This is a genomic window from Streptomyces sp. NPDC038200 (genome assembly GCF_055600785.1).
In genome coordinates this window covers 1-21434 of record NZ_JBVJYH010000034.1, presented here as the reverse complement: position 1 = coordinate 21434, position 21434 = coordinate 1, and the positions used below count along the sequence as shown (strand labels likewise).

Annotated in this window: 20 protein-coding genes and 1 pseudogene; 8 read left to right on the top strand and 13 right to left on the bottom strand. The window is 72.6% G+C overall.

Going from position 1 to position 21434, the window contains the following annotated elements; genetic code table 11:
• The first annotated feature begins 23 nt into the window (after positions 1-23).
• A complete protein-coding gene (locus ACZ7KF_RS39475) occupies positions 24-674 on the top strand; it encodes a CatB-related O-acetyltransferase (protein WP_471086792.1) in 651 nt (216 codons plus the stop codon).
• Between the two features lie 48 nt (positions 675-722).
• Here the strand turns inward: ACZ7KF_RS39475 and ACZ7KF_RS39470 are convergent, their stop codons facing one another.
• Both ACZ7KF_RS39470 and ACZ7KF_RS39465 read right to left on the bottom strand, forming a co-directional pair.
• Entirely contained in the window at positions 723-1592 is an 870-nt protein-coding gene (locus ACZ7KF_RS39470) for an MBL fold metallo-hydrolase (RefSeq protein WP_471086789.1), read from the bottom strand.
• Between the two features lie 117 nt (positions 1593-1709).
• A complete protein-coding gene (locus ACZ7KF_RS39465; RefSeq protein ID WP_471086786.1) occupies positions 1710-2474 on the bottom strand; it encodes an FAD binding domain-containing protein in 765 nt (254 codons plus the stop codon).
• Between the two features lie 342 nt (positions 2475-2816).
• Here ACZ7KF_RS39465 and ACZ7KF_RS39460 point away from each other — a divergent pair, with 342 nt between their 5' ends.
• Positions 2817-3215 carry an ACT domain-containing protein gene (locus ACZ7KF_RS39460; RefSeq protein ID WP_471086784.1) on the top strand — a complete coding sequence of 133 codons (399 nt, stop codon included), beginning with the start codon at positions 2817-2819 and terminating at the stop codon, positions 3213-3215.
• A gap of 24 nt (positions 3216-3239) precedes the next feature.
• Here ACZ7KF_RS39460 and ACZ7KF_RS39455 read toward each other — a convergent pair whose 3' ends face one another.
• Positions 3240-4145 carry a LysR family transcriptional regulator gene (locus ACZ7KF_RS39455; RefSeq protein WP_471086781.1) on the bottom strand — a complete coding sequence of 302 codons (906 nt, stop codon included), beginning with the start codon at positions 4143-4145 and terminating at the stop codon, positions 3240-3242.
• 165 nt (positions 4146-4310) lie between these two features.
• On the opposite strand from ACZ7KF_RS39455, the gene ACZ7KF_RS39450 reads away from it, so the two are divergent.
• Together ACZ7KF_RS39450 and ACZ7KF_RS39445 are read left to right on the top strand one after the other, a co-directional pair.
• A complete protein-coding gene (locus ACZ7KF_RS39450) occupies positions 4311-5603 on the top strand; it encodes a YncE family protein (RefSeq protein WP_471086778.1) in 1293 nt (430 codons plus the stop codon).
• Entirely contained in the window at positions 5485-6363 is an 879-nt protein-coding gene (locus ACZ7KF_RS39445) for an NAD(P)H-binding protein (RefSeq protein WP_471086890.1), read from the top strand. The genes ACZ7KF_RS39450 and ACZ7KF_RS39445 overlap by 119 nt, the downstream gene beginning before the upstream one ends.
• Positions 6364-6406: 43 nt before the next feature.
• On the opposite strand, the gene ACZ7KF_RS39440 is transcribed toward ACZ7KF_RS39445, so the two are convergent.
• Positions 6407-7003 carry a TetR/AcrR family transcriptional regulator gene (locus ACZ7KF_RS39440; protein WP_471086775.1) on the bottom strand — a complete coding sequence of 199 codons (597 nt, stop codon included), beginning with the start codon at positions 7001-7003 and terminating at the stop codon, positions 6407-6409.
• Positions 7004-7088: 85 nt separating this feature from the next.
• Between ACZ7KF_RS39440 and ACZ7KF_RS39435 the strand changes: the two genes are divergently transcribed.
• On the top strand, positions 7089-8003 hold the full coding sequence (locus ACZ7KF_RS39435; protein WP_471086772.1) for an SDR family oxidoreductase: 915 nt from the start codon (positions 7089-7091) through the stop codon (positions 8001-8003).
• Positions 8004-8091: 88 nt separating this feature from the next.
• On the opposite strand, the gene ACZ7KF_RS39430 is transcribed toward ACZ7KF_RS39435, so the two are convergent.
• A complete protein-coding gene (locus tag ACZ7KF_RS39430) occupies positions 8092-10278 on the bottom strand; it encodes an MMPL family transporter (RefSeq protein WP_471086770.1) in 2187 nt (728 codons plus the stop codon).
• 369 nt (positions 10279-10647) lie between these two features.
• Here ACZ7KF_RS39430 and ACZ7KF_RS39425 point away from each other — a divergent pair, with 369 nt between their 5' ends.
• Together ACZ7KF_RS39425 and ACZ7KF_RS39420 are read left to right on the top strand one after the other, a co-directional pair.
• Positions 10648-11469 carry a DUF1684 domain-containing protein gene (locus ACZ7KF_RS39425; RefSeq protein WP_471086767.1) on the top strand — a complete coding sequence of 274 codons (822 nt, stop codon included), beginning with the start codon at positions 10648-10650 and terminating at the stop codon, positions 11467-11469.
• A gap of 111 nt (positions 11470-11580) precedes the next feature.
• Positions 11581-12381 carry an alpha/beta fold hydrolase gene (locus tag ACZ7KF_RS39420; protein WP_471086764.1) on the top strand — a complete coding sequence of 267 codons (801 nt, stop codon included), beginning with the start codon at positions 11581-11583 and terminating at the stop codon, positions 12379-12381.
• 286 nt (positions 12382-12667) lie between these two features.
• Here the strand turns inward: ACZ7KF_RS39420 and ACZ7KF_RS39415 are convergent, their stop codons facing one another.
• The 3 genes from ACZ7KF_RS39415 to ACZ7KF_RS39405 all read right to left on the bottom strand — a co-directional run bounded on the left by ACZ7KF_RS39415 (position 12668) and on the right by ACZ7KF_RS39405 (position 15114).
• Positions 12668-13330: a ScbR family autoregulator-binding transcription factor gene (locus ACZ7KF_RS39415; protein WP_471086762.1), complete on the bottom strand. Its 663-nt coding sequence runs from the start codon at positions 13328-13330 to the stop codon at positions 12668-12670.
• 228 nt (positions 13331-13558) lie between these two features.
• A complete protein-coding gene (locus tag ACZ7KF_RS39410) occupies positions 13559-14176 on the bottom strand; it encodes a sigma-70 family RNA polymerase sigma factor (protein ID WP_471086759.1) in 618 nt (205 codons plus the stop codon).
• A 239-nt stretch (positions 14177-14415) separates the two neighbouring features.
• Positions 14416-15114, bottom strand: a complete 699-nt coding sequence (locus ACZ7KF_RS39405) for a hypothetical protein (protein ID WP_471086756.1) — start codon at positions 15112-15114, stop codon at positions 14416-14418.
• A 267-nt stretch (positions 15115-15381) separates the two neighbouring features.
• Here ACZ7KF_RS39405 and ACZ7KF_RS39400 point away from each other — a divergent pair, with 267 nt between their 5' ends.
• Entirely contained in the window at positions 15382-16227 is an 846-nt protein-coding gene (locus ACZ7KF_RS39400; protein WP_471086753.1) for a DUF1206 domain-containing protein, read from the top strand.
• A gap of 27 nt (positions 16228-16254) precedes the next feature.
• Here ACZ7KF_RS39400 and ACZ7KF_RS39395 read toward each other — a convergent pair whose 3' ends face one another.
• The 5 genes and pseudogenes from ACZ7KF_RS39395 to ACZ7KF_RS39375 form a co-directional block, all read right to left on the bottom strand.
• Complete coding sequence (locus ACZ7KF_RS39395; protein ID WP_471086750.1) at positions 16255-17964, bottom strand: LCP family protein; 1710 nt, start codon at positions 17962-17964, stop codon at positions 16255-16257.
• A 200-nt stretch (positions 17965-18164) separates the two neighbouring features.
• A complete protein-coding gene (locus ACZ7KF_RS39390) occupies positions 18165-19184 on the bottom strand; it encodes an urea transporter (protein ID WP_471086747.1) in 1020 nt (339 codons plus the stop codon).
• A 126-nt stretch (positions 19185-19310) separates the two neighbouring features.
• Positions 19311-20600 (bottom strand): hypothetical protein, encoded by a 1290-nt coding sequence (locus tag ACZ7KF_RS39385; protein WP_471086744.1) that lies wholly within the window; start codon positions 20598-20600, stop codon positions 19311-19313.
• Between the two features lie 157 nt (positions 20601-20757).
• Positions 20758-20892 carry a hypothetical protein gene (locus ACZ7KF_RS39380; protein WP_471086741.1) on the bottom strand — a complete coding sequence of 45 codons (135 nt, stop codon included), beginning with the start codon at positions 20890-20892 and terminating at the stop codon, positions 20758-20760.
• 52 nt (positions 20893-20944) lie between these two features.
• Positions 20945-21283 (bottom strand): annotated as a pseudogene (locus tag ACZ7KF_RS39375) (FdhF/YdeP family oxidoreductase); the annotation flags it as partial.
• Positions 21284-21434: the final 151 nt, after the last annotated feature.

Genomic DNA, 21434 nt, shown 5'->3' with positions numbered 1-21434 from the left:
AGACACCTGAGGAATCGCCGGCCATGCCTGTACCCGCCGACCCCACGGTCCTGCACCCGATGCCCGAACAGCCCCGGGTGGTGCTGCTCAAGCCACTGGTGCAGTCCCCGCTGATCGAGGTCGGCGCGTACTCGTACTACGACGACCCGGACGACGCGACCGCGTTCGAGACGCGCAACGTGCTCTACCACTACGGGCCGGAGAAGCTGATCATCGGCAAGTTCTGTGCGCTGGGCACGGGGGTGCGGTTCATCATGAACGGCGCGAACCACCGTATGGACGGTCCCTCGACCTTCCCCTTCCCCACCATGGGCGGTTCCTGGGCGGAGCACTTCGACCTGCTCACCGGCCTGCCGAACCGAGGGGACACCGTCGTCGGCAACGACGTCTGGTTCGGCCACGGCGCGACGGTGCTGCCCGGCGTCCGGATCGGCCACGGCGCGATCATCGGCGCCGGCTCCGTGGTCACCGGTGACGTACCCGACTACGGCATCGTCGGAGGCAATCCGGCCCGCCTCATCCGCACCCGCTACGCCGAGCAGGACATCGCCCGGCTGCTGGCGGTCGCCTGGTGGGACTGGCCCGCCGAGCACATCACGGAGCATGTGCGGACGATCATGTCGGGGACCATCGCCGACCTGGAAGCCGCCGCCCCGGACATCCCGCGGGCATGACGCCGCCCTGACCGCGCCGACCGTCACGTCATGCCGCGTCACGTCACGTCACCAGCGGACACCCGTGAAGTCGATCGGCCGGGGGCGCAGCAGCCGTGTGCGTTCCGTCAGGCCGTGGAGCCGCCGGGACATCTCGTCGGCCGGCAGGCGGCGCCGGTCTCCGTGGCCCGGCAGGACCCACTCGAACCGCAGCCTGCCCGCCGTCCGGGCCAGGGAGTCGGCCAGTGCCTCGATGGAGTACCAGGTCACGGTCTCGGCGACCTCCAGATCACCGGTCGTACGCGACCAGTAGAAGCTGTCGCCGCTGAAGCAGTAGCGGTCGTCGGCGAGATAGAGGACGCTGCCCAGGGTGTGCCCGGGGAGCGGGTGGACGGTGACGCCTTCGGCGATCTCCTGGGGTTCCCGTCCACGGATCACCCGGTCCGCGTCGGGCGCGGCGTCCAGGTCGCCCTCGTGGATCCACAGCCGGGCGCCGAAGTGGTCGGCGTAGCGGCGGCCGTGTGCCACGTGGTCGCGATGGGTGAGCAGCACGTCGGTGACGGGGCCCGACGCCGCGTACCGCTCGGCCAGTTCCCGGCTCCAGCGGGGCGTGTCGATCATCATGGCGGTGCCGGACGGCCGCAGCAGCAGGTAGGAGTTCGCGCCCGCGGTGTGCGTCGAGTTGTGTCCGCAGATCAGCACGCCGTCGTCCAGGGCCAGCGGGAACGGGTCAAGCGCCTGGTCCGCCCTGCCGGTCACCGGCCGGATCGAGCGGGTGGGACAGGCGAAGACCGCGGCGTGTAAGCGCCGGTTCTCCGCCTCGTCGGCCGGCGAGCGCAGGATCCGTGACTTCCCGTCGGCCTCTTCGATCAGGTCGGGCGCGAACTGCCGGGCCACATCGCAGTTCGTGCAGCGGTCGTCCACATACCATCCGTCCACGGCTGGGCTCCTTCCCCGGGGAAGCGACCTCGGCGGAGGCCGCTCTTCCAGGGGTATCCCGTCGGCCGCCGAACCGGTAGGCCGTGCCGGCCTTGTTTTTCCGCTCCCCCGGCGCTCTCAGCCTGCGGCACTGCCGGCCGCGCCGTCACCTGTCCACGCCGTACCCGCGCCGCGCCCCGCCAGGAGGGTGACCACCTGCGGGCGGACGACGTCCCAGGCGGCGGCCGGCAGTTCGCCGAGGGCCGTGCCGCGCAGAGCGCCGAGGGTGCCGTCGGCGTCGCCGGCACACGGGGTGGTACCGCTGACGACGTCGTAGCCGTCCCGTACGGCGACGCGCAGCCGGTCGGGAGTCCCGTCCCCGGCGTGCAGGGCCGAGGCCACGACGAGGGGCGGCTCCCCGCCCGCCGCGCCGGGCAGCTTGCGGTAGGCCGAGGCGATCGGCGTGCGCCAGCGCAGTCCGATCAGCAGGGGACGCTTGGCGATCACCTCGGCCAGGTCGGCATCGTGGAGGCCGTCGGATTCCAGCACCGTGGCACGCGCGTCCAGGACGAGCGCGGCGGGCAGCAGGCAGCGCAGCGTACTGCCGACGAGGTTGCCGCCGACCGTCGCCGTCCGCCGTACGGCGCCCGTGCCGACCGTGGCGGCGGCCAGCCGCAGGACGTCCGGCAGCCGTTCGTCCAGGCGGTGCAGGACCACGGCGGCGCCGAGGGTCTCCCGCCCCAGGTCATTGGCCTCGGGCAACTCACGCAGGGACATCGCGAGTGGGGGGAATCCGTCCCGTTGCCAGGTCGCCCAGACGAGCGTCGCCCCGCCTATGGGCACAGCTCCGTCGGCCAGGCACTCCTGGGCTTCCGTCACGGACGTGGGCAGACGCAACAGCACGGCGCCGACCTGCCTTTCTGGGGCTCGGACGAGGAACGGGCGGTGCCCGGCCGGCTGCCCGCGACAGCGCAGTCTTGCCGCGGGGCAGGGGGCGCGTACAGGGCTCACACGAGCATGCGGTGTACCTCGCCACCGGCTGTGCGGCACGGGTGACGGCTCCGCGTCAGTGCACATCCGCCTGGAAGGCGTGCCGGTGGTGGCCGGGCAGGGGAAGATCCGCGGCTGCGGCGGGTCACGACCTTCGTGCGGTGCGCCGCAGCGGGCCGGGGCGCCGTCCGGCGGGCGCACGGTCGGCGGGCTCCCGGGCAGCCGACCGGCCGGACGGCCCGTAGGGTGGGTCGGGTGACGGGCGAAACCGATCTGCGCACCCTGCTCGACAGCATGCGGCCGGAGCTGCACCCGGGCCGTTATGTCTTCACCATGGCCGAAGGCGGCGTGCCCTCAGGGGTCTCCCCCGTGGTCACCGTCACCGAGCAGGAGGGGCTCACCCTCGTGGTCCCGCAGGCGGACGCGGACGCGGCCGGGATGGCGTACGACTATGTCGCCGGGTGGATCACCCTGCGCGTCCACTCCGCGCTGGACGCGATCGGGCTGACCGCCGAGGTCGCACGCGCTCTCGCCGACGCGGGCCTGAGCTGCAATGTCGTCGCGGGCTTCCACCACGACCACCTCTTCGTGCCGTACGACCAGGCCCCGCGGGCGGTGGAGATCCTGCAGCGGCTGTCCGGTGCCGCCCGCTGAGCCGGTACCCACCGGGCGCCGGCCTCAGGTGTCCGCCGTCCCGGACGGCGCCAGGACCGCGGCGGCCAGTTGGTCGCGGAACCAACGGTGTCCCGGATCGGCCGAGTTGCGGGGGTGCCAGGCCATGCCGAAGTCGAGCGGGGCCGGTTCGAGCGGGATCGGGAAGGTGCGCAGGCCCAGGGCGGCGATGGTGTCCGGGAGCCAGTCGGCCATCGTGAGGGCGACCAGGTCGGTGTCCCGGGCGAGCAGCATCGCGCTCGTGTGACTGGGCACGACGACCGCGACCCGGCGTCGTAGCCCGCGCTCCGCGAGCGCGCTGTCGATGGGCCCGAGGCGCTTGCCGAGCCGGGAGACGCCGATGTGGTCCGCCGCCGCGAACCGCCGGGCGTCGATACGCCCGGCGAAGAGGGGGTGCCCCCTGCGGGCGACACCGACCAGCGTCGCCCGGGTGAGCTGCCGGGTGTGGATCTCCGGGTCGAGATGGCCGAGGACGCCCAGTTCGACATCCACCCAGCCCTGCCTCAGCCCCGGGCCGCCCTCGATCGCCTCCGGCAGGAAGACCACGTCCACGTGCGGGGCCTCCGCATGGATCCGGTCAGTCAAGGTGCCCGCGAGGCCGGTCAGCAGCAGGTCGGCGGCCTGCACGGTGAAGGTGCGGTGGAGATGGACGGCGTCGAAACCGGCGCCGGGCCGCAGCACGTCGTCGCAGTGCCGCAGCAACAGGCCGACCTCGTCCCGCAGTTCCAGGGCCCGTGGCGTGGGGACCATGCCCTGCCCGGCACGGACGAGCAGCGGGTCGCCCACGGCACGGCGGAGCCGGGCCAGCATACGGCTGACCGCCGCGGGCGACGTACCGAGACGCTCCGCGGCGCGGGTCACGCTGTTCTCCTGCAGCAGGGCGTCCAGGACGCGCAGCAGATTCAGGTCCATTCGGGCTCCCGGCGCCATTCAAGCTGCTGACCTGCATTTTTACGGCTGTGTCAACAATGCCGTGCCAATCCTTGCATGGTTGCGGCGGGCGCGGGTGCGCAGAGTGGAGGTGGCCGTCAGGACGTGCGGCCTCCCGACGCCCCCGTACAAGGAGCGCTCTCACCCATGCAGTTCTCCCCCACCTCCCCGCAGGAGTCCGCCCGTGCCGGGCGGGACGGCGATGTGCTGGCCGTCGTCAGCCAGAGCGGAGCGACCGTCTCGTTCTTCGACGCCGCCTCCGACCGGCTCCTCGGCACGACCGATGTCCCCGCCGAACCGCACGAGTTGTGCTTCGACCCGACGCAGCGGCTGCTCTGGTGCACCACGGCGTACCGCTCGGGGTACTACCACGCGAACGGCGGCCGGCGCACCGAGGTGACCGTCATCGACCCCGACACGCGCCGCGTCGTCGAGGTCGTCGACCTGGCGCCGGAACACGGCCCGCACGGCCTGGCACTGGACCCGGCGCGGCGTCGTCTGTACGTCAGCGTGGAGGGATCGGCGGACCGGCCGGGCGGTGTGGTCGTGATCGACACGGTGACCCGTCGGCCGGTGGGCCGGATCGACACGGACGCGCCCGGACCGCACTGGTTCGCCATCGACCCGGCGGGCAGTACGGGCTACGCCACCAACAAGGAGGCGCCGTTCGTGTCGGTGGTCGACCTCGAACGGGGCACCCTCACGGCCAGGGTCGACGTGCCGGGCAGCGAGGGACTCGCCGTCTCCGCCGACGGCAGCCACGTCTTCGTCGCCGCGCCCTACGCCGGTGCCTTCGCCGCCCCGGCCGAGGAACAGCCGGCCGCGGGCATCCGCGTCATCGAGGCACGCACCGCGTCCGTGGTCGACACGCTGCCCGCGGAGCACGTCGTCCTGCCGGTGCATCTGACCGCGACGGGACGGCTGCTCGCCGGCGAGGTGCGGATGGCGTCCGACCCGGTGTACCGGCTGGGACGGCATGCCCCGGGCCGGCTCACGGTGTTCTCCGCCGACAGCCGGCGGCGGCTCGGCGAACTGGAGGTCGGGCTCGGCCCGCTGACCATCACCTCCTCCCCCGACGGCCGCATCGCCTATGTCGCGTGCGTCGCCTCGTCCACCGTCGACATCGTCGACCTGGAGACATTGCGGGGACTGGCCCGGGGCGCACGGCCTGGCATACGTCCCACGCCCGGCCTGAAACCGCCGCGCCGCGCGGCCCCCGACGGAAAACGGCCCCCTCAGGAAAGCGGGCTCGCCTCAGGACTTCCGTCTCACCTCGAACATTCCGTCTCATCTCAAGGAAGAGCACACCTTTCACATGATCGTGATCACTGCCCCCACCAGCGCCATCGGTCGTCTGCTCGTGGACGATCTGCTCGATCGCGGCGCGCCTCTGCGCCTCGTCGTCCGCGACCCTTCTCGGCTCGCTCCCCAGGTCCGTGACCGCGTCGAGCTCGTCGTGGGTTCCCACGGCGACACCGAGGTGATCGACCGGGCGTGTGCCGGGGCCGAGGCCGTCTTCTGGCTCGCTCCGGGCGACCCGGCCGCGCCGAGCGCCGAAGCCGCCTACGTCGATTTCACCCGCCCCGCGTGCGCGGCCTTCGCCCGGCACGGCGTCGCGCGTGTCGTCGGCATCTCCGCACTGGGCCGCGGTACGCCGATGGCCGGGCACGCCGGTCCGGTGACCGCCTCGCTGGCGATGGACGACCTGATCGCCGCCTCGGGGGTCGCCTACCGCGCGGTCGTCTGCCCGTCCTTCATGCACAACCTGCTTCATCAGGCCGACGCCATCAGGGAGCAGGGCCTGTTCTCCATGATGCTCGACCCGGACCTGAAGAGCCCCACCGTGGCCACGCGTGACATCGCCGCCACCGCCGGCCGGCTGCTGCTGGACGAGGCGTGGGAGGGCGCGGGCGAGGTCGCCTGTCTCGGGCCGGAGGACCTCTCGCCCGGCGAGATGGCACGGATCGTCTCCGAGGTTCTCGGCACCCCCGTCGGCTACCGGCGGATCCCGGGTGCGGCGCTCAGGGAGCGACTCGTCGGTTTCGGGACGAGTGAGGCGATGGCGCAGGCGATGACCGACATGTTCGACGCAAAGAACCGGGGCCTCGACAACGCCGAGCCGCGCACGGGTGCATCGACGACTCCGACGACGTTCCGGCAGTGGTGCGAGGAGGTGCTCGAGCCGGCCGTCAGGGCCTGAACCGGCGGCGGGGGCGCGCGTCCAGGTGTGCCCCCGCCCGCGGTCAGTGGCGAGCGGGGGCGGCCGAGCCGCCCGCTGCCACCGCCTTGAACGCGGTCAGCGCCTCCCGCACCAGCTGCACCATGTCACGTGCCTCGGCGTTCTCGGCCGTGTCGATCCAGCGCTCGAAACCGATCTTGAAGACGGCCACTCCGGCCTCGGCGGCCAGGCTCGCGGCGGGCTCCGGGACGTCCCGGCGGCGCAGGGTGTCGGCGAGCGCGGCCGAGAGCGAGGCGAGTTTGATCAGCTCGCGCTCCAGGAGTTCGGCGTTCGCCGTGATCACGGCGTGGCGCCGGCGCGCGTACGCACGCCGGTCGGCGAAGACCTCGGAGACCGCGTCGAGCCCGAGCGCCAGCGCGTCGATCGGCGCCGCGTCCGGCGGGGCTCCGGCGACCGCCCGCACGAACAGCTTCTCCAGGTCGCCGGCGCCGGCGAACAGCACCTCGCGCTTGTCGGCGTAGTGCCGGAAGAAGGTCCGCTCGGTGAGTCCCGCCCGCTTGGCGATCTCCGCCACGGTGGTCTGTTCGTACCCGCGCTCGCTGTAGAGCTCCAACGCCGCTTCCGCCAGGCGCCCCCGTGCGTTCGGCTCCCATCTGCCCATGCGCAGATCCTACGCGATGACAGTGACTGACATCGAGTGTTACTGTCGATGACAGTCACTGACATCGACACTCTGGGGTTCTTCCATGCGCATCTTCGTGACCGGGGCGTCCGGCTGGATCGGCTCCGCCCTCGTTCCCGACCTCATCGAGGCGGGGCACCACGTCATCGGGCTCGCCCGGTCCGACGCCTCCGCCGCCGCGCTCACCACGGCGGGGGCCGAGGCCGTCCGCGGCACCATCGACGACCTCGACGTCCTGCGGGACGCGGCCGGCGCCGCGGACGCGGTGATCCATCTCGCCTTCAAGCACGACCTGGCCTTCAGCGGCGGCTTCCAGGAGGCCGCCGAGGCCGATCGCCGGGCCGTCGACGTCTTCGGCGACGCTCTCGCCGGCAGCGACCGGCCCTTCGTCCTGGCCTCCGGCCTGGCCGGTCTCACGCCCGGGCGGGTCGCGACCGAGCGGGACATGCCCTCGACCCAGGGATCGCCGGCCGCTGCCCGGGGGGCCACCGCGGAGGCGGTGCTCGCGCTCGCCGCGCGCGGCGTCTGCTCTTCCGTGGTGCGGCTCTCCCCGACCTGCCACGGCGACGGGGACAACGGCTTCATGGCGACCCTGGTCGCCGTCGCCCGCGCCAGGGGCGTCTCGGGGTACATCGGCGACGGCGCCAACCGCTGGCCTGCCGTGCACCGGCTCGACGCGGCCCGGCTGTTCCGGCTGGCGGCCGAGAAGGCACCCCCGGGCTCGGTGCTGCACGGAGTGGCGGAGGAGGGCGTCGCGATCCGTGACGTCGCGGAAGTGATCGGCCGCCATCTCGACGTCCCGGTCGTCTCCGTGGCTCCCGAGGCCGCTGCCGAGCACTTCGGCTGGCTGAGCGGCTTCCTCGGCCTGGACGTCGCGGCGTCGAGCACCCTGACCCGCGAACTGCTGGGCTGGGAGCCGGTCCGGCCCGGTCTCCTCGCGGATCTCGACAAGGGGCACTACTTCCGCGGCACCGCGTGACCGGCGCCGTCCGGCCCTCGGTCCGGGCATGAAAAAGTCCTGCCGGGCCGCACGGCCCGGCAGGACTCACCGATCTCTCCGTGTGCCGCTAACCGCGGCGCCCGGCGGGGTCGTGGGCGGTGTCGAGGTCCCCGTCGCCCCGGACCGGGCCGGAGCCGTCGGTGCCGGGGCCGGCGGCCGGCGTCTCCGCCCGGTCGCCGTGGCCCGGCCACCAGGCGGCGTGGCCGATCAGAGCCGTGAGGCTCGGGGTGAAGAACATCGCCATGACGAACGCGGCCACCGCGATACCGAAGGAGACCGCGAAGCCCATCTCCGTCAGCAGCGCGTTGCCCGCCAGCATCATCGTGGCGAAGGTCGCCGCCAGGATGAAGCCCGCCGCGGCCACGGTCGGCCCGGCGTGCCGGAGCGCCATACCGGCGGCCTCGCGCGGATCCCGGCCCTCTCGGGCCTCCTCACGGAGCCGGGCGATCATGAGGATGTTGTAGTCGGTGCCGATCGCGACCACGAAGAGGTACATGATCACCGGCAGCATGAACATCAGGCCCGAGTGGCCCTGACCCTCCTGGAAGATCCACACGGTGGCACCGAGGGTGGCTCCGAAGCCGAGGCCCACGGATGCCATCAGGTACCAGGGAGCGACCACACTGCGCAGCAGCAGTCCCAGGATGAGCATGATCAGAAGGGCCGCGACGGGGAAGACCGTCCGGTAGTCGTGGTTGACCGCCGCGTTGATGTCCTTGTAGATCGAGGACATGCCGCCGACCAGGGCTTCGGTACCCTCGGGCGCCGAGGAATGGGCGACGTCGCGGACCCGGCCCACGGCGTCTATCGCCTTGTCCGTCGACGCCTCGTACTTCAGCGTGACGGTGAAGTCCGCGGTGGTCCCCTCCTTGTTCACCTGGGTCATACGGGCGTTCGCCACACCGTCCACGGCGCCCAGCTTCTGCGCGTACGCGTCGAAGACGGACTTGTCCAGCGGCTTGCCGTCGACGGCGGACACGTAGACGTCGGTGGGTGCCGCGGCACCCGCCGAGTACGCCTTCTGCATCTCGTCCTGGACGACCATGGACTCCTTGGTCTTGGGCATGGAGCCGGACGCCAGGTCGAAGGTGGCCTTGTAGCCGAAGGTGCCGAGCGACAGAACGAGCAGGATGAGACCGGAGACGAGCGCGGTCAGCGCCGGACGGCGCTGGACGCTCCGGCCGAGGGCGGCGAACCGGGCGTTCTCCGGCTCCTTCTGCCAGGACTTCGAGGGCCAGAAGACCTTCGGCCCGATGAGCGAGACCACGGCGGGGATCAGGGTCAGGCCCGCGATCAGGGTGGCACCGACGGCGATGGCGAGCGCCGGGCCCATCTGCTTGAGGAAGCCGAGCGTGGACAGCGTCAGGGCGAGGAACGCGATGATGACCGCGCCGGCCGCCGACGCGATGGCCTCGCCCACCCGGGCGACGGCGTTGACCATGGCCTGCTTGGGTTCGTCCCCGGCACGCAGGGCTTCGCGGTAACGGAATATCAGGAACAGGAAGTAGTCCGTGCCCACGCCGAAGAGGACGACGATCAGGATGGACGAGATGGAGCTGTTGGCCTGGAGGTCGAACAGCTTGGTGGCGTAGGCGATGAGTCCGTTGGCGACGGCGGACACCAGACCGATGAGCACCAGGGGCAGTACGGCGAGGATCGGTGCCCGGAAGATGATCAGTAGCGTTACCAAAATGATTACAAAGGTACCGATACCGATCAACGCCTGGCCGCGCTTGGACGAATCCTGCTGGTCGAGCGCCTGTGCGGCCGAGCCGCCGAGCTTGACGTCGAGATCCGTGCCCTTGGCCAGCTTCTTGGCCTCGTCACGCAACACCTCGGCGGCGTCCGCCTGTTTGGGCTGACCGGCGTTCTTGCTGTCCATCTGCACCAGGGTCAGGGCGTATTTGCCGTCCTTGGACGGCTGGCCGGGGACGACCTTCTGGACCTGGTCGATGTGCTTCTTGCCCAGTTCCGTGGTGATCCGGGCGACATCCTTCTGGTCGGCGGCGGTGAGCTTGCCGCCGTCGGTGCGCTGGTAGAGCGCGATCGCGGACGGGGTGAAGGCGCTGGGGAACGCCTTCTCCTGAACCTGCGCCGCTTTGATCGATTCATAACTCTTGGGCAGAAAACTGCTCTCGTCACTGTTCGAGGGCAGACTCGGGGCGGTGGCGACAATCGCCACCGCGGCAATCAGCCACGCCACTATCGTCCAAACGGGATGACGGACGACGGTGGCGCCTATTCGTCGGAACATGCGGAGGGTCCTCCTGAGAAGGAAGATCACCGCAGCCCGGGGAGCGGTCCCTGGCATCGGCGACCCCGACCGGCACGCATGGAACGGGCCGGTCGAATGGTTGTCTTGGCCTCACATCCTAGTGACCGCGCACACACTTCCTCGCACCAGACGCGCCCTGCCGGGCCGGAGGAACGAACTCGGCCATTTTTCCGGACACTTCCGGTGCCGGACGGTGAACGGCTCGCAAACGGCGGTTGCTCCGCGGGGGGGGCGGCGACCGAAAGGCACACCGCGCGGAATACCTCCGGCGGACGGGATGAATGCGCGGGATGCGGTGGTTGAAAGGAATGCGGGACCCGACCGGCAGCGTCGTATCGAGGAGTGGGCATGACCGTCCAGGACATCGACCGGGTGGACTTCGTCAAGGAGTGGGAGGAGTGGCACCGGGCCAAGGAGGAGACGCTGGCCGGACCCCACGGCTTTCTCGCGATCACCGGCCTGCACTGGCTCGGTCCCGAACCGGCCCGCTTCGAGGACGCCCCCGGCGCCTGGTCCGCCACCGCCGACGGAGTGGTGGTGGAACTGGCCGAGGACGAGGAACTGACCGTGGACGGCGTGGTGGTGCGCGGCCGGTACGCGTTCGGGGTCGTCCCCGAGCGAGGCAGCCGGTACGCCGACTGGGGCGACGCCCGGCTCGAGGTCGCCCGGCGCGGGGGCCACGACATCCTGCGGCCCCGCCATCCCGGCAACGCGCTGCGCACCTCCTTCCGGTACACACCCGCCTACACGCCGGACCCGCGCTGGACCGTCACCGGCCGCTTCCTGCCCTTCGAGGAGCCTCGACCGGTCACGGTCGGCGCCTCCGTGGAGGGCCTGGAGCATGTCTACGACTCCCCCGGCCAGGTCGAGTTCGAGCTGGACGGCACCCCGCACCGCCTCACGGCGTTCAACGGCAACGCCCCCGGCTCTCTCATGGTGCTGTTCACCGACAGCACCTCGGGCGTGACGACGTACGCCGCGAACCGTTCCCTGCAGATCGCCGCGCCCGGCCCCGACGGCAGGGTCCTCCTGGACTTCAACCGCGCCGCCAACCTGCCGTGCGCCTACACCGACCTGGCCACCTGCCCGCTGCCGCCCACCGAGAACCGGCTGCCGGTGCCGATCGAGGCGGGCGAGCGGATCCCCCTGGAGCGCGGCGGACAGCCCTGACCCCGGGCCCCCACCGCCCCCGTTCCCTTGTCACACGGTGGTGGTCGGTCGCGCGCGCCGGCCCTCGTGCGACATGATCAAGGAAGGAGAAGACCGTACGGGGGGTTTGCGATGTCGTGGTCCGAGCGCGTGGTCGTCCGGGACGGGGTCCGGCTGGTCTGTCGTGACTGGGGCGGATCGGGGCCCGCTGTCGTGCTGCTGCACGGCCTGGCCGGCCACGCCGGTGAATGGGACGTGCCCGCGCGGCGGCTGAGCGGAGCGTTCCGGGTGGTGGCGGTCGATCAGCGCGGGCACGGCGCCAGTGAGCGGCATCCGCACGACGTCTCGCGCGCGGCCTTCGTCGCCGACGTGGCGGCTGTCGCCGAGCAGTTGGAGCTGGACCGGCCGGTGGTGGTCGGCCAGTCGCTGGGCGGTCATACGGCGATGCTCACCGCCGCCGCGCACCCCGCGCTCGTCCGCGCGCTCGTCCTGGTCGAGGCCGCGCCCGGCGATCCGGATCCCCGGGCGCCCGAGGACATCGGCGCCTGGCTCGACTCGTGGCCGGTCCCCTTCCCCTCCCGCGCGGCTGCGGCCTCCTTCTTCGGCGGCGGGCCGGTGGGCGAGGGCTGGGCGGCCGGGCTGGAGCGTCGCGAGGACGGGTGGCACGCGCGTTTCGACCGTGACGTGATGGTCGCCGCCTTGGCGGAGAACGCCGTACGCTCCTCCCGGCCCGCCTGGCGGCAGGTCACCTGTCCCACGCTGCTCGTCCTCGCGCAGTCGGGCATCATCCCCGGCCCGGACGTCGACGCGATGCTCCGGGAGCGGCCGGAGACGCTCGCGGTCAGCCTTCCCGGAACCGGGCACGACCTGCATCTGGAACGGCCCGAGGTCCTGTACGGCCTGCTGGACACGTTCCTCGCGGATCTCGCCTGACCCGAGGCGGGCGCCGCGCACTCGGCGCCGGCCTCTCGGACGAGGCCCCGAAGGGGGTGCACCGGCACGGGTGGGGCGGCTCGGGTCCGGCGCCCGGACGAACACCTCCGAGCGCGATGACGGCGAGTCGGGCCGGCCGCCTCCTGCCGGCGATACGGGTCGGCAGCCCCGGTTCCGTACATTCCCGGTGTAAACCGTCCCAGCGGTTTGCTCCGCGGACGAGGCAGGTGTCCGTCGCGTCGTGCGGGACGCGGTTGTACGGGGGAATCGGTCGCGGCGGTCGGTGTCAGCCGGCGACGCCGGCGAGGGGCGCCGACTTCTGCTGGACCTCGGCGATCACCCGCGCGCCCCGGTCCGGGGCGGTGTCGAGCCGGACCAGGACGGCCGGGGCCGCGATCGCGGGGAGGAGGTGGCCGTACAGCACCGACATGCGCTCGTCCAGGTCGGCCCAGTCGGCCACGGCCTGGGAGACGAACTGCACGCCGATCCAGGCGCCGAGGAAGACCTGGGCGGTCTCCTCGGGCACGACGTGCGGGAGCACCTCGCCGCGTTCCTTGGCCTCCGTCAGGACGCACGAGGTCAGCCGGGCCCAGGCCGGCCAGGCACTGCCGAGGACGTCGTGGCCCTGGAGGTCGGCCGAGAGGCGGACACCGGCGAGGAGCATGGGTTCCTGGGGCAGCCGCTTGGCCAGGGTCATGCCCGCGTCCACCCATTCCTGGAGCTTCAGTTCCCGGGGCAGGTGGTACTCGGTCCGCATCTGCTCCTGCAGCACGCCCCGGGCGAGGGCCGCCTTGGAGTCGAAGTGGAAGTACAGGGCGCCCTTGGTGACGCCGGCCCGTTTGAGGATCTCGGCGATGGTGGCGGCCGCGTATCCGCGCTCCGCGAAGACGGCAGCGGCGGCTTCCAGAACAGCGCGCCGGGTCCGGACAGCTCGCTCCTGCTGAGCCACGGACCCTCCCCCAAGCTGAAAATTAAACCAAACAGCTCGTACCATACCGCACGGAAGGTCGACGAGAGGGCGCGCCGGAACGGTGGCGTGGACTTGGCACATGCTCCCGACACAGGCGCCCGTGCCTCGTCGGCAGGGATGACGGCGTGCCGGACGGTGGTGCCGGGGGGGTGCGCGGGGAAGCGGTCACCGCCCGGATCGCTCCGGGCGGTGACGGGGTGGGGGGCCTCAGGCGACCAGTGCGGCGGCCGGCTGTTCCGCCGCGTCGAGCAGGCCGATCAGGGTCGCCCGGGCGCGGGCCACGCGGGAGCGGACCGTGCCCACGGGACAACCGCTGACCTCGGCCGCCTCGGCATAGGGCATGCCGAGCACCTGGGTGAGGACGAACGCCTCCCGGCGCTCGTCCGGCAGAGCGGCCAACAGGTCCAGCAGGGCGATCCCGTCGTCGAACCCGGGCAGGCCCCGCGGCTGGGCCGATTCGACGGCCAGTTGCCAGTCGGCGAGGTCGGAGAGCCGCGGCCGGGCGGCGGCATGGCGGTAGCTGTCGATCACCGCGCGGCGGGCGATGGACAGCAGCCAGGAACGCGCCGAGGAACGGCCCTCGAAGCGGTGCAGGCTGCCGAGGGCCCGCAGAAAGGTGTCCTGGGCCAGGTCGTCGACGGCCTGGGGGTCGGTGCAGAGGTGGGCGACATAGCGCTGGACGTCGCGGTGCAGGGCGCGGACGAAGTGCTCGACCGCGTCGGCGTCGCCGCCCCGGGCGGCCAGCGCCCACGCGGTTATCGAATCGTCGGCGACCGGCATCCGGTCGTGTGCGGTCCGTACGGCGGGCAGGACAGGAGTGATCACCTGGTGTCCTTATGGGGTCGACCGTGACCGGACCGGGGTGCGCCTGGGCGCGGGCGGTCCGGTGAGTGAGGAGACGGCCCTACGCGGCACGGACGGGCAGCGCGACGGCACCCCCGGCACGGGAGTGCGTCGGCGTCCCGGCACCGGGGTGCCAGGGCATGACGGCGCTGCGGCGCGTGCGTGGACGTACGGCCGTGGGCCGAGGCGCACAGGGGCGGCCTCGGCGTACCGGCTGTCTTCTAGACGACAGCGGTCCCCACGGGCGGCCCGCGCGAGGTGATCGCGTGGATGAGGAGATCGAGGCTCGGTGCCCGGTCCGAGCGGGGCCGGCGCGGGCGGAGGCCGGGGCGGTCGGCGGGGACGGGCAGGGCCAGCAGCAGACGCAGCGGCGCGGCCAGCCATCCGGCCACGGCCCGCAGGATGCGGAAGGCGGCCCGCTCACCGTGGGCCAGCCACAGGCCGGTGAGGAGCGCGGCCAGCAGGTGGGCGGCGAGCATCCCGGACGACGACCAGCCGCCCTCGCCCATGGAGTGCCCCATGTGCGGCAACGGGCTCATGGACATGCGTCCCATGTCCATGGCGTCCGACGGCATCGCTCCCCCGTGCATGCCGTTCATGTCCATGCCGCTCATGTGCATCGCCATGCCCGTATGCCCTGCCGGCACGGGCGCGGTGGGTGCGGTGACGGACTGGGCCAGGGAGAACGCCGAGTGCAGGGCGGCCTGGGCGGCGACCACGAGCGGGACGATCAGCGCCGGTCCCCGCTCCCGGCCGGTCAGGCACCAGCCCACGCCACCGGTCGTGGCGAGTGCGGCGGCCAGCGCCCACCCGGGGACGTCACGGCCGGACATCAGGACGTGCCCGAGGGCGGCGAGTACGACACAGACGGCCGCGAACACCGCGGCCCGTACTGCGCGCACACCCCACCCTGCTGTCATGGCGCCCCATCCTCGCATCCCGGCCGCGGTCGTCATGCGGAGGTACGGAAACTACCCGCCCGGTACTCAACGGGAACGGTCACGCTCCGGTGCCCGGTGCCGGGCGCTCGGTCCGTCGAACGGCCCCGGCACGGCGCTCGGCTCCGCTCTCCTGCCGCGGCGCGCACGACGAGCACCGGGGTGCTCGCCCGGCTCCCCGTGCCAGGGGCCGGTGCGGCGACCGCCGCGGGCAGGTGTCGGACGGGGACGCGGGGGCATCGGCGCTATATGAACACACGGTCGTGGGCACTGCGCGAACGAGCCCGGGGGCGCCGGGTGGCGGACAGCAAGGCGATGGCCGCGGCGGCCCGATCGGGCTTCGCGGCCCGGGGGCTGATCTACGCACTCGTGGCCGTCATCGCGCTGCAGATCGCTCTGGTCGGTGACGGCGACGGCCGGCAGGCCGACCGCGGCGGAGCCCTCGGCGAACTGGCCGACCGGCCGTTCGGGTCGGTGATGCTGTGGCTCGTGGGCCTCGGCCTCGCGGGTATGGCGCTGTGGCGCCTGTCGGAGGCGGTGTTCGGCGGGTCGGGCCCCGACGGGTCCAAGGCGTCCCGGCGGTGGGCGAACGCGTTCCGTTTCGCCTTCTACTGCTTCCTGTCCTACTCGGTGCTCTCCTACGCGGCCGGAGACCGCGGCAGCGGCAGCGGGTCCTCCGACCGGCACACCGACGACGTCACCGCCCGGGCGCTGGAGTGGCCCGGCGGGCAGTGGCTCGTCGGGGCCGCGGCCGTCGGTGTGGTGATCGCCGGGGTGTGGATGTCGGTGCGCGCCGCGCGGAAGAAGTTCCGCAAGGGACTGCGGGTCGGCGCCATGTCCGCGCGGACCCGGCGGGTGGTGGAGTCCCTCGGGGTGGCCGGTGGTGCGGCCCGTGGAGCCGTCTTCGCCACGGCCGGTGTCTTCGCCCTCGTCGCGGCCGTCCAGCACCAGCCGGGCAAGGCCAAGGGCATGGACGACACGCTGCGGGCGTTCCGGGATCTGCCGTCCGGACCCTGGCTGCTCGCCCTGGTCGCGCTCGGCCTGGCCGCGTTCGGCGTCTTCTCCTGGTGCACGGCACGCTGGCTCGAGGTCTGACCCGCGGGCCGGGTGTCCCGGGCCCGCTCAGTCGTCGGAGTCCGGCTTGCTCCGTGCCGCCGCGTACGCCTGGGCCGGGGTCATGGGGACACCGTTGTACGTGACCGTCTTGTAGGGGCTGACCTTGGCGCAGGTCTTGGCCTGGTCGGCGGTGGAGGCGTGGGCGCCGCCGACGGCGGCCTTGGTGTCGGCGGGGGCCGGCGCGGCCGTGGCGCCGCCCGGGTAGCCGCTGCCGCTGGGCCAGTCGCTGCCGACCACCAGGGTCAGGCCGCTCCCGGTGCCCTGCTCCAGCCGGGCGGCGGGCAGGCCGAGCGCCTTGGCGACCGTCCGGGCCGCGCCCTTTTCGCCGGTGCCGTAGGTCAGGGTCGTCCGGGTCGCGGGATTCGGGGCGTTGGCCGTGTTCGTGGCGAAGCTGAAGCCCTTGCCGGTGAGGGCGGTCGCGACGGCGGAGGCACGGCCGGTGATGCCGGTGCCGTTCTCCACCGTCACCGCGATCTCGGACGCGGGCACGGCGGAGGCCGTGGCCTTGGCGGTCGCGGAGGCCGCCACGGACTTCTTTCCGGAGCCGGTGGTCAGCGGCTGGTCGCCGGCGATCGCGGAGAACAGGGACTTCGCGCCCGGGCCCACCACCACGCGGTCGTCGTCAGCCGGGTCGGGGGCCGTCTGCATGGTGGCGAAGGTGATCCGCTTGGTGGGCACCTTGTTCACGTCGTCCGCCAGCGAGACCAGCTTGTTCACCGTGCCGAGCCCGTCGTCCACGGTGAGCGCCTTGGTGGCGGCGTCGGCGAGCTTGTAGACCGCGGTGGGGTCGGTGAGCGTGCCGGCGCTCTTGAACTTGCGGATCATCGCGCTGAGGAAGATGTGCTGCGAGATCGTACGGCCGAGGTCGCTGCCGTCGCCGAAGCCGTGCCGGGAGCGCACGAACTCCAGGGCCGCGACGCCCTTGAGGGTGTGGCCGCCATCGGACAGCTTCAGATGCGAGTAGGTGTCGTAGACGTCGTCGCTGACGCACACGTCGACGCCGCCGACCGCGTCGGACATCTTGACCACGCCCGAGAAGTCGAGCTTGACGAAGTGGTCGATGGGTATGCCGGTGAGCTGGTGGACGGTGGCCACCTGGCAGGCGGGGCCGTACTGGAGCGCGCCGTTGATCTGGCCGTAGTAGCCGGGCGTGGACTGGCCGGTCTCACTGTCCTTGCAGGCCGGGACCTTGGTCATGGTGTCGCGGGGGATGCTCATCACGGTGGCGTTGGAGCGGTCCGCGGCTATGTGCAGCACCATCTGCACGTCCGCGTTGCTGCCGCTCTGCACCCCGGTGGCCGAACAGCCGCCGCCGAGCTTGCAGTCCGTCTTGCTGGTCCGGCCGTCCGAGCCCATGACCAGGATGTTGAGGGGAGTCCGGCCGAAGGCGTCGGCCTTCTCCGTGCCGCCCTTGCCCTCCAGCGAGACGCTGTGGATGTTGCCGTTCAGGTGCTCGTAGAACCACCAGCCTGCGCCGGCGGTGACCACGATCAGGGTGGACAAGCAGATCCCGGTGATCTTCAGTGCCCGCCTGCCGCGCCCCACGGGACGGGCCCTGCGGGACCGATTGCCGCCGCGCGCCCGCGAGGTCGCGCGGGCCGCGGCCCGGCCGCCCGGCCGAGGCGCCTCGTCCGGCTCGGCGGTGCGCTGACCGGGCACCCGTGTGCCGCGGCTGCGCGTGGCCCGGCCGGCCGGCCCGTCCCACGGGTCGCTCATCTCCCACTCCCTGAACGGTCGGGCCTGTGGCATTTCGGTTGCGTAGTTGCGCAATCTAACAAACGCATCGCCGGAACAGCACAGACACACACACGATTCACAGGTGGGACGGCCCCTCGCGGCTCCACGCCCGCACACGGGGCGGGGCAGCCCGGAGTCTACGTGCCCTTGCCGAGTGCCCCGCCGGTCCCGCCGCGGGGTCAGGCGGCGGGGGCCGGGGCGCCGGCGGGGTGCGGGGGTGCCTCGTCCGGCGCCGGGGCCGGGCCGGTCAGCCGGGGGAAGGAGCGGGCGGCCGCGAGGAAGCCCAGGGTCGTCAGCACGAACGGCCAGGTGAACGCGTGACCGCCGGAGGGCGCGAGCAGATGGGCGACGGCCGGTGTCACGGCGGTCGCCGTCGCCGCGCCGAGCAGCGCGTACCCGGCCGTGACCGGGGCCGCCGCCAGGAACACTCCGCAGAGGGCCACGGCGACGAGCACCGCGTTGCAGCCCAGCGTGCCGTCGGCGATCCCGGCCGCCGGCGCACCGAGTGCCCAGGCGGTCAGGATGCCGGTCGCACTGCCGGCGCAGGCCATCAGCCCCACCGTCCGGCCGGCCAGGAAGAGACCCGCGAGCAGCAGCGCTCCCACGTACCACTCGTCCAGGAAGAAGACCTGGGACACGTTGCGGAAGAACGCCCGCCCAAGGTCGGCCGGGCGCAGAGCGGTCGCGCCGGCGGCGGCACGGGGCAGCGCGGCGAGGCTGCCGCCGTGCGGCCGGATCCGCCGGAAGGCGGGTGCGGCGACCGTGACGGCGCTCGCCAGCAGGCAGTACGGCAGGGTGAGCGGCGGCAGCTGCCACACCCGCAGCAGCCGGACCACGGCCGCGGTGGCGACGGCGGTCACGACACAGCCCGCGGCGGCGAGCAGCACCATGGACGGCCGGCCCGCACCCAGGAACACCGCGAGGCACAGGGCGAGGAGGCAGGCGTTGAAGCCCTCCGGTCCCGATTCCACCCGGTCGCGGGCCACCTGCAGCATCCGGGCGGTGCCGGTGCCCAGCGCGGCGCCACCCAGGGCGTAGGCGCCGTACCGCCAGTCGACCGTGGCCAGGGCGAGACAGAAGACGGCACCCGTCCGCGCGTCGGCCAGGAACATCACCTGGGCCGGGCCGCGCAGCAGACGCGGCCCGACGGCCGCACCGCACCCCCGACGCCACCACCGGACACCGCCCGACCGCCGCACGTGCCGCCCCCTCACCCGACCCACACCCCTGCCGCTTTCCGCATGGCGGCATACATCTTCCGTCATACGGTACTGGCTGGGGGGGTCAGGGTGCGAGAGCGGCTCCCGGCCGTGCCGGGAGCCCGGTCACTTCCGGACGGCCCGGCGGCGTACGGCCACCACGACCAGGCCGCCGAGAGCGGTGGCGCCCACCGCGGCGGTGGCCAGCAGCGGCATGTCGTCGCTGCCGGTGCTCGCGAGCGTGCCGCCGGACGCGGTGCCCGAACCGGACGTGGTGGAAGCCGTGGCTCCGGTGGTCGCCGAACCCGAGGTGCCGGTCGTACCGGACGTGCCGCCGGACGTACCCGTGGTGCCGGTGGTGCCGGTCCCCGTGCCGCCGGTCGTGCCCGTCTCGCCGGAGCCGCCGGTCGACTGGCCGTGCGGGTCGTTGCCCCCGTCCTCCGTGCCGGTGCCGCCGCCGTCCGACTCCCCGCCGGTGGTGGTGCCGCCGGTGGTGGTGCCGGTGCCGGACACGTCCACGGCGAGGTAGGCCGTGTCGTTCGCCCGGTTCTTGTCGAACTCGGGGTGGATGCCGTACACGGAGCTGGCCGTCACCTCGCCCTTGGTGTCCCGCGCCGTCTTCCCGATCTCCAGGACGAAGGTGTAGTCGAGGTACTGGTCGACGTCGATGGTGTGGTTGTCCGGCCGGCACACGTACCGGGAGTGACCCGGCTCCGACGGCCCGGTCGGCCCGTCGATCCCGAACGGCTCGCAGTCCTCGGGCACCTCCTTGGCGACGGTTCCCGCGGGGATCCGCACCATCAGGGCGGGCTGGTCGTCGCTCTCCTGGTTCTGGATCCAGCCGGGGCCGTCGTTGCGCAGCGTCGCGGTGACGGTCACCCGGCTGCCGGGCGCGCCCTCCGCGAGGTCCCCCTCCGCCGCCAGGTCGGCCGTGCTGTCCGCGGTCAGGGCGAGCCGCCGGTAACTGTCGTCGAACCCCTCCCCCGGCGCTTCGCCGGTGCGGCTCGTGCCGTACTCGACGGCCTCCATCAAGGCCTGGGGCAGGGCCTTGAACCGTACGGGCGTGGTGATCGAGGCGCCGGGCGGGACGACCGTGTCCAGCTCGCAGAGCGCCTGGCGGACATGGTCGGCGACGGTCGCGTAGGTGCACCCGGCGACCTGGTCCGGGAAGTCCAGTCCCCGGGTCAGCCGGATCCGGAAGGTGAGGCCGTCCGCGGGCGCGGTGCCCTTGTTGGTGACGGTGACGGAGTTGTCGTAGATCTCGCCCGGCTTGGGAGAGGCGGTCGGCAGCGTGGAGATCACCAGGTCGGGAGCGAGATCGTCGGCATGTGCCACGGGGACGGCGAAGACGGGAATGCCGATGCCGATCGCTGCGGCGGCCACGGCCGCGGCGGTGGAACGGAGGGGTGCGCGCACGGTGGATCTCCTCGTCGTCATGCACATCTGTCTGCACATCGGTAGGCAAAAAGAGCGGCGGCCAGGCCGTGTTGGCCCGGTCGCCATGTGCTTGACACACGAGAGGCGCCAGAGGTTGCAGGAACCCACCGGGCAAGTGCCGGAGAGGGGCGGTCGGTCAGCCGGAGATGGTGACCCGGACGTGCTTCATCAGCGGCTGGTCGCTCTGGGCGCTGTAGTCGCAGAGCGCGATCAGCACGTTCGTCTCCGGCATGTAGCCGGCCGCGCAGCCGCGGGCCATGTCGTACGGCACGGCGAGGAAACCGCGGAGGGAACGTGTGCCGCCGTCCTTGGCCGTGCTGGTGATGTCCGCGGGGCGGAGCGATTCCGCAGACCCGGGCGAGCCGGTCCAGGAACTCCTCGGCGGGGCGGTGGTCGATGCCGCAGGTGTCGTTGCCCTGCGCGTTGCTGTGCCCCGGCACCGGAGACGGTCCCGCGCCCTCGCGGCCCGGATTGCCGCGCAGCAAAAGGAGGGTGACGACCTCGCGGACCGTGTCGACGCCGTGCTCGTGCCGGCTGACGCCCAGCCACCAGCTGACGATGGCGCGGTCGGCGTCCTCGTGGACGCGTGCGGCCCGAAGGATGTCGGCGCGGTCGAGGCCGCACTGGCGCTCGATCTGCTCCCAGGAGGTCGCCTCGCACAGCCTGCCCGGGGACCGTCCACCAGCGCGCCCTCACGCACCAGGAACCTGGTCACGCTCTAGGTGTATTGATCACGAGCGTTGTTGACACTTGGCGGGCTTGATCATGGCGAAGACCTCCGGTGTGGTGGAGCTGTCTAGGACTGCACCGCAC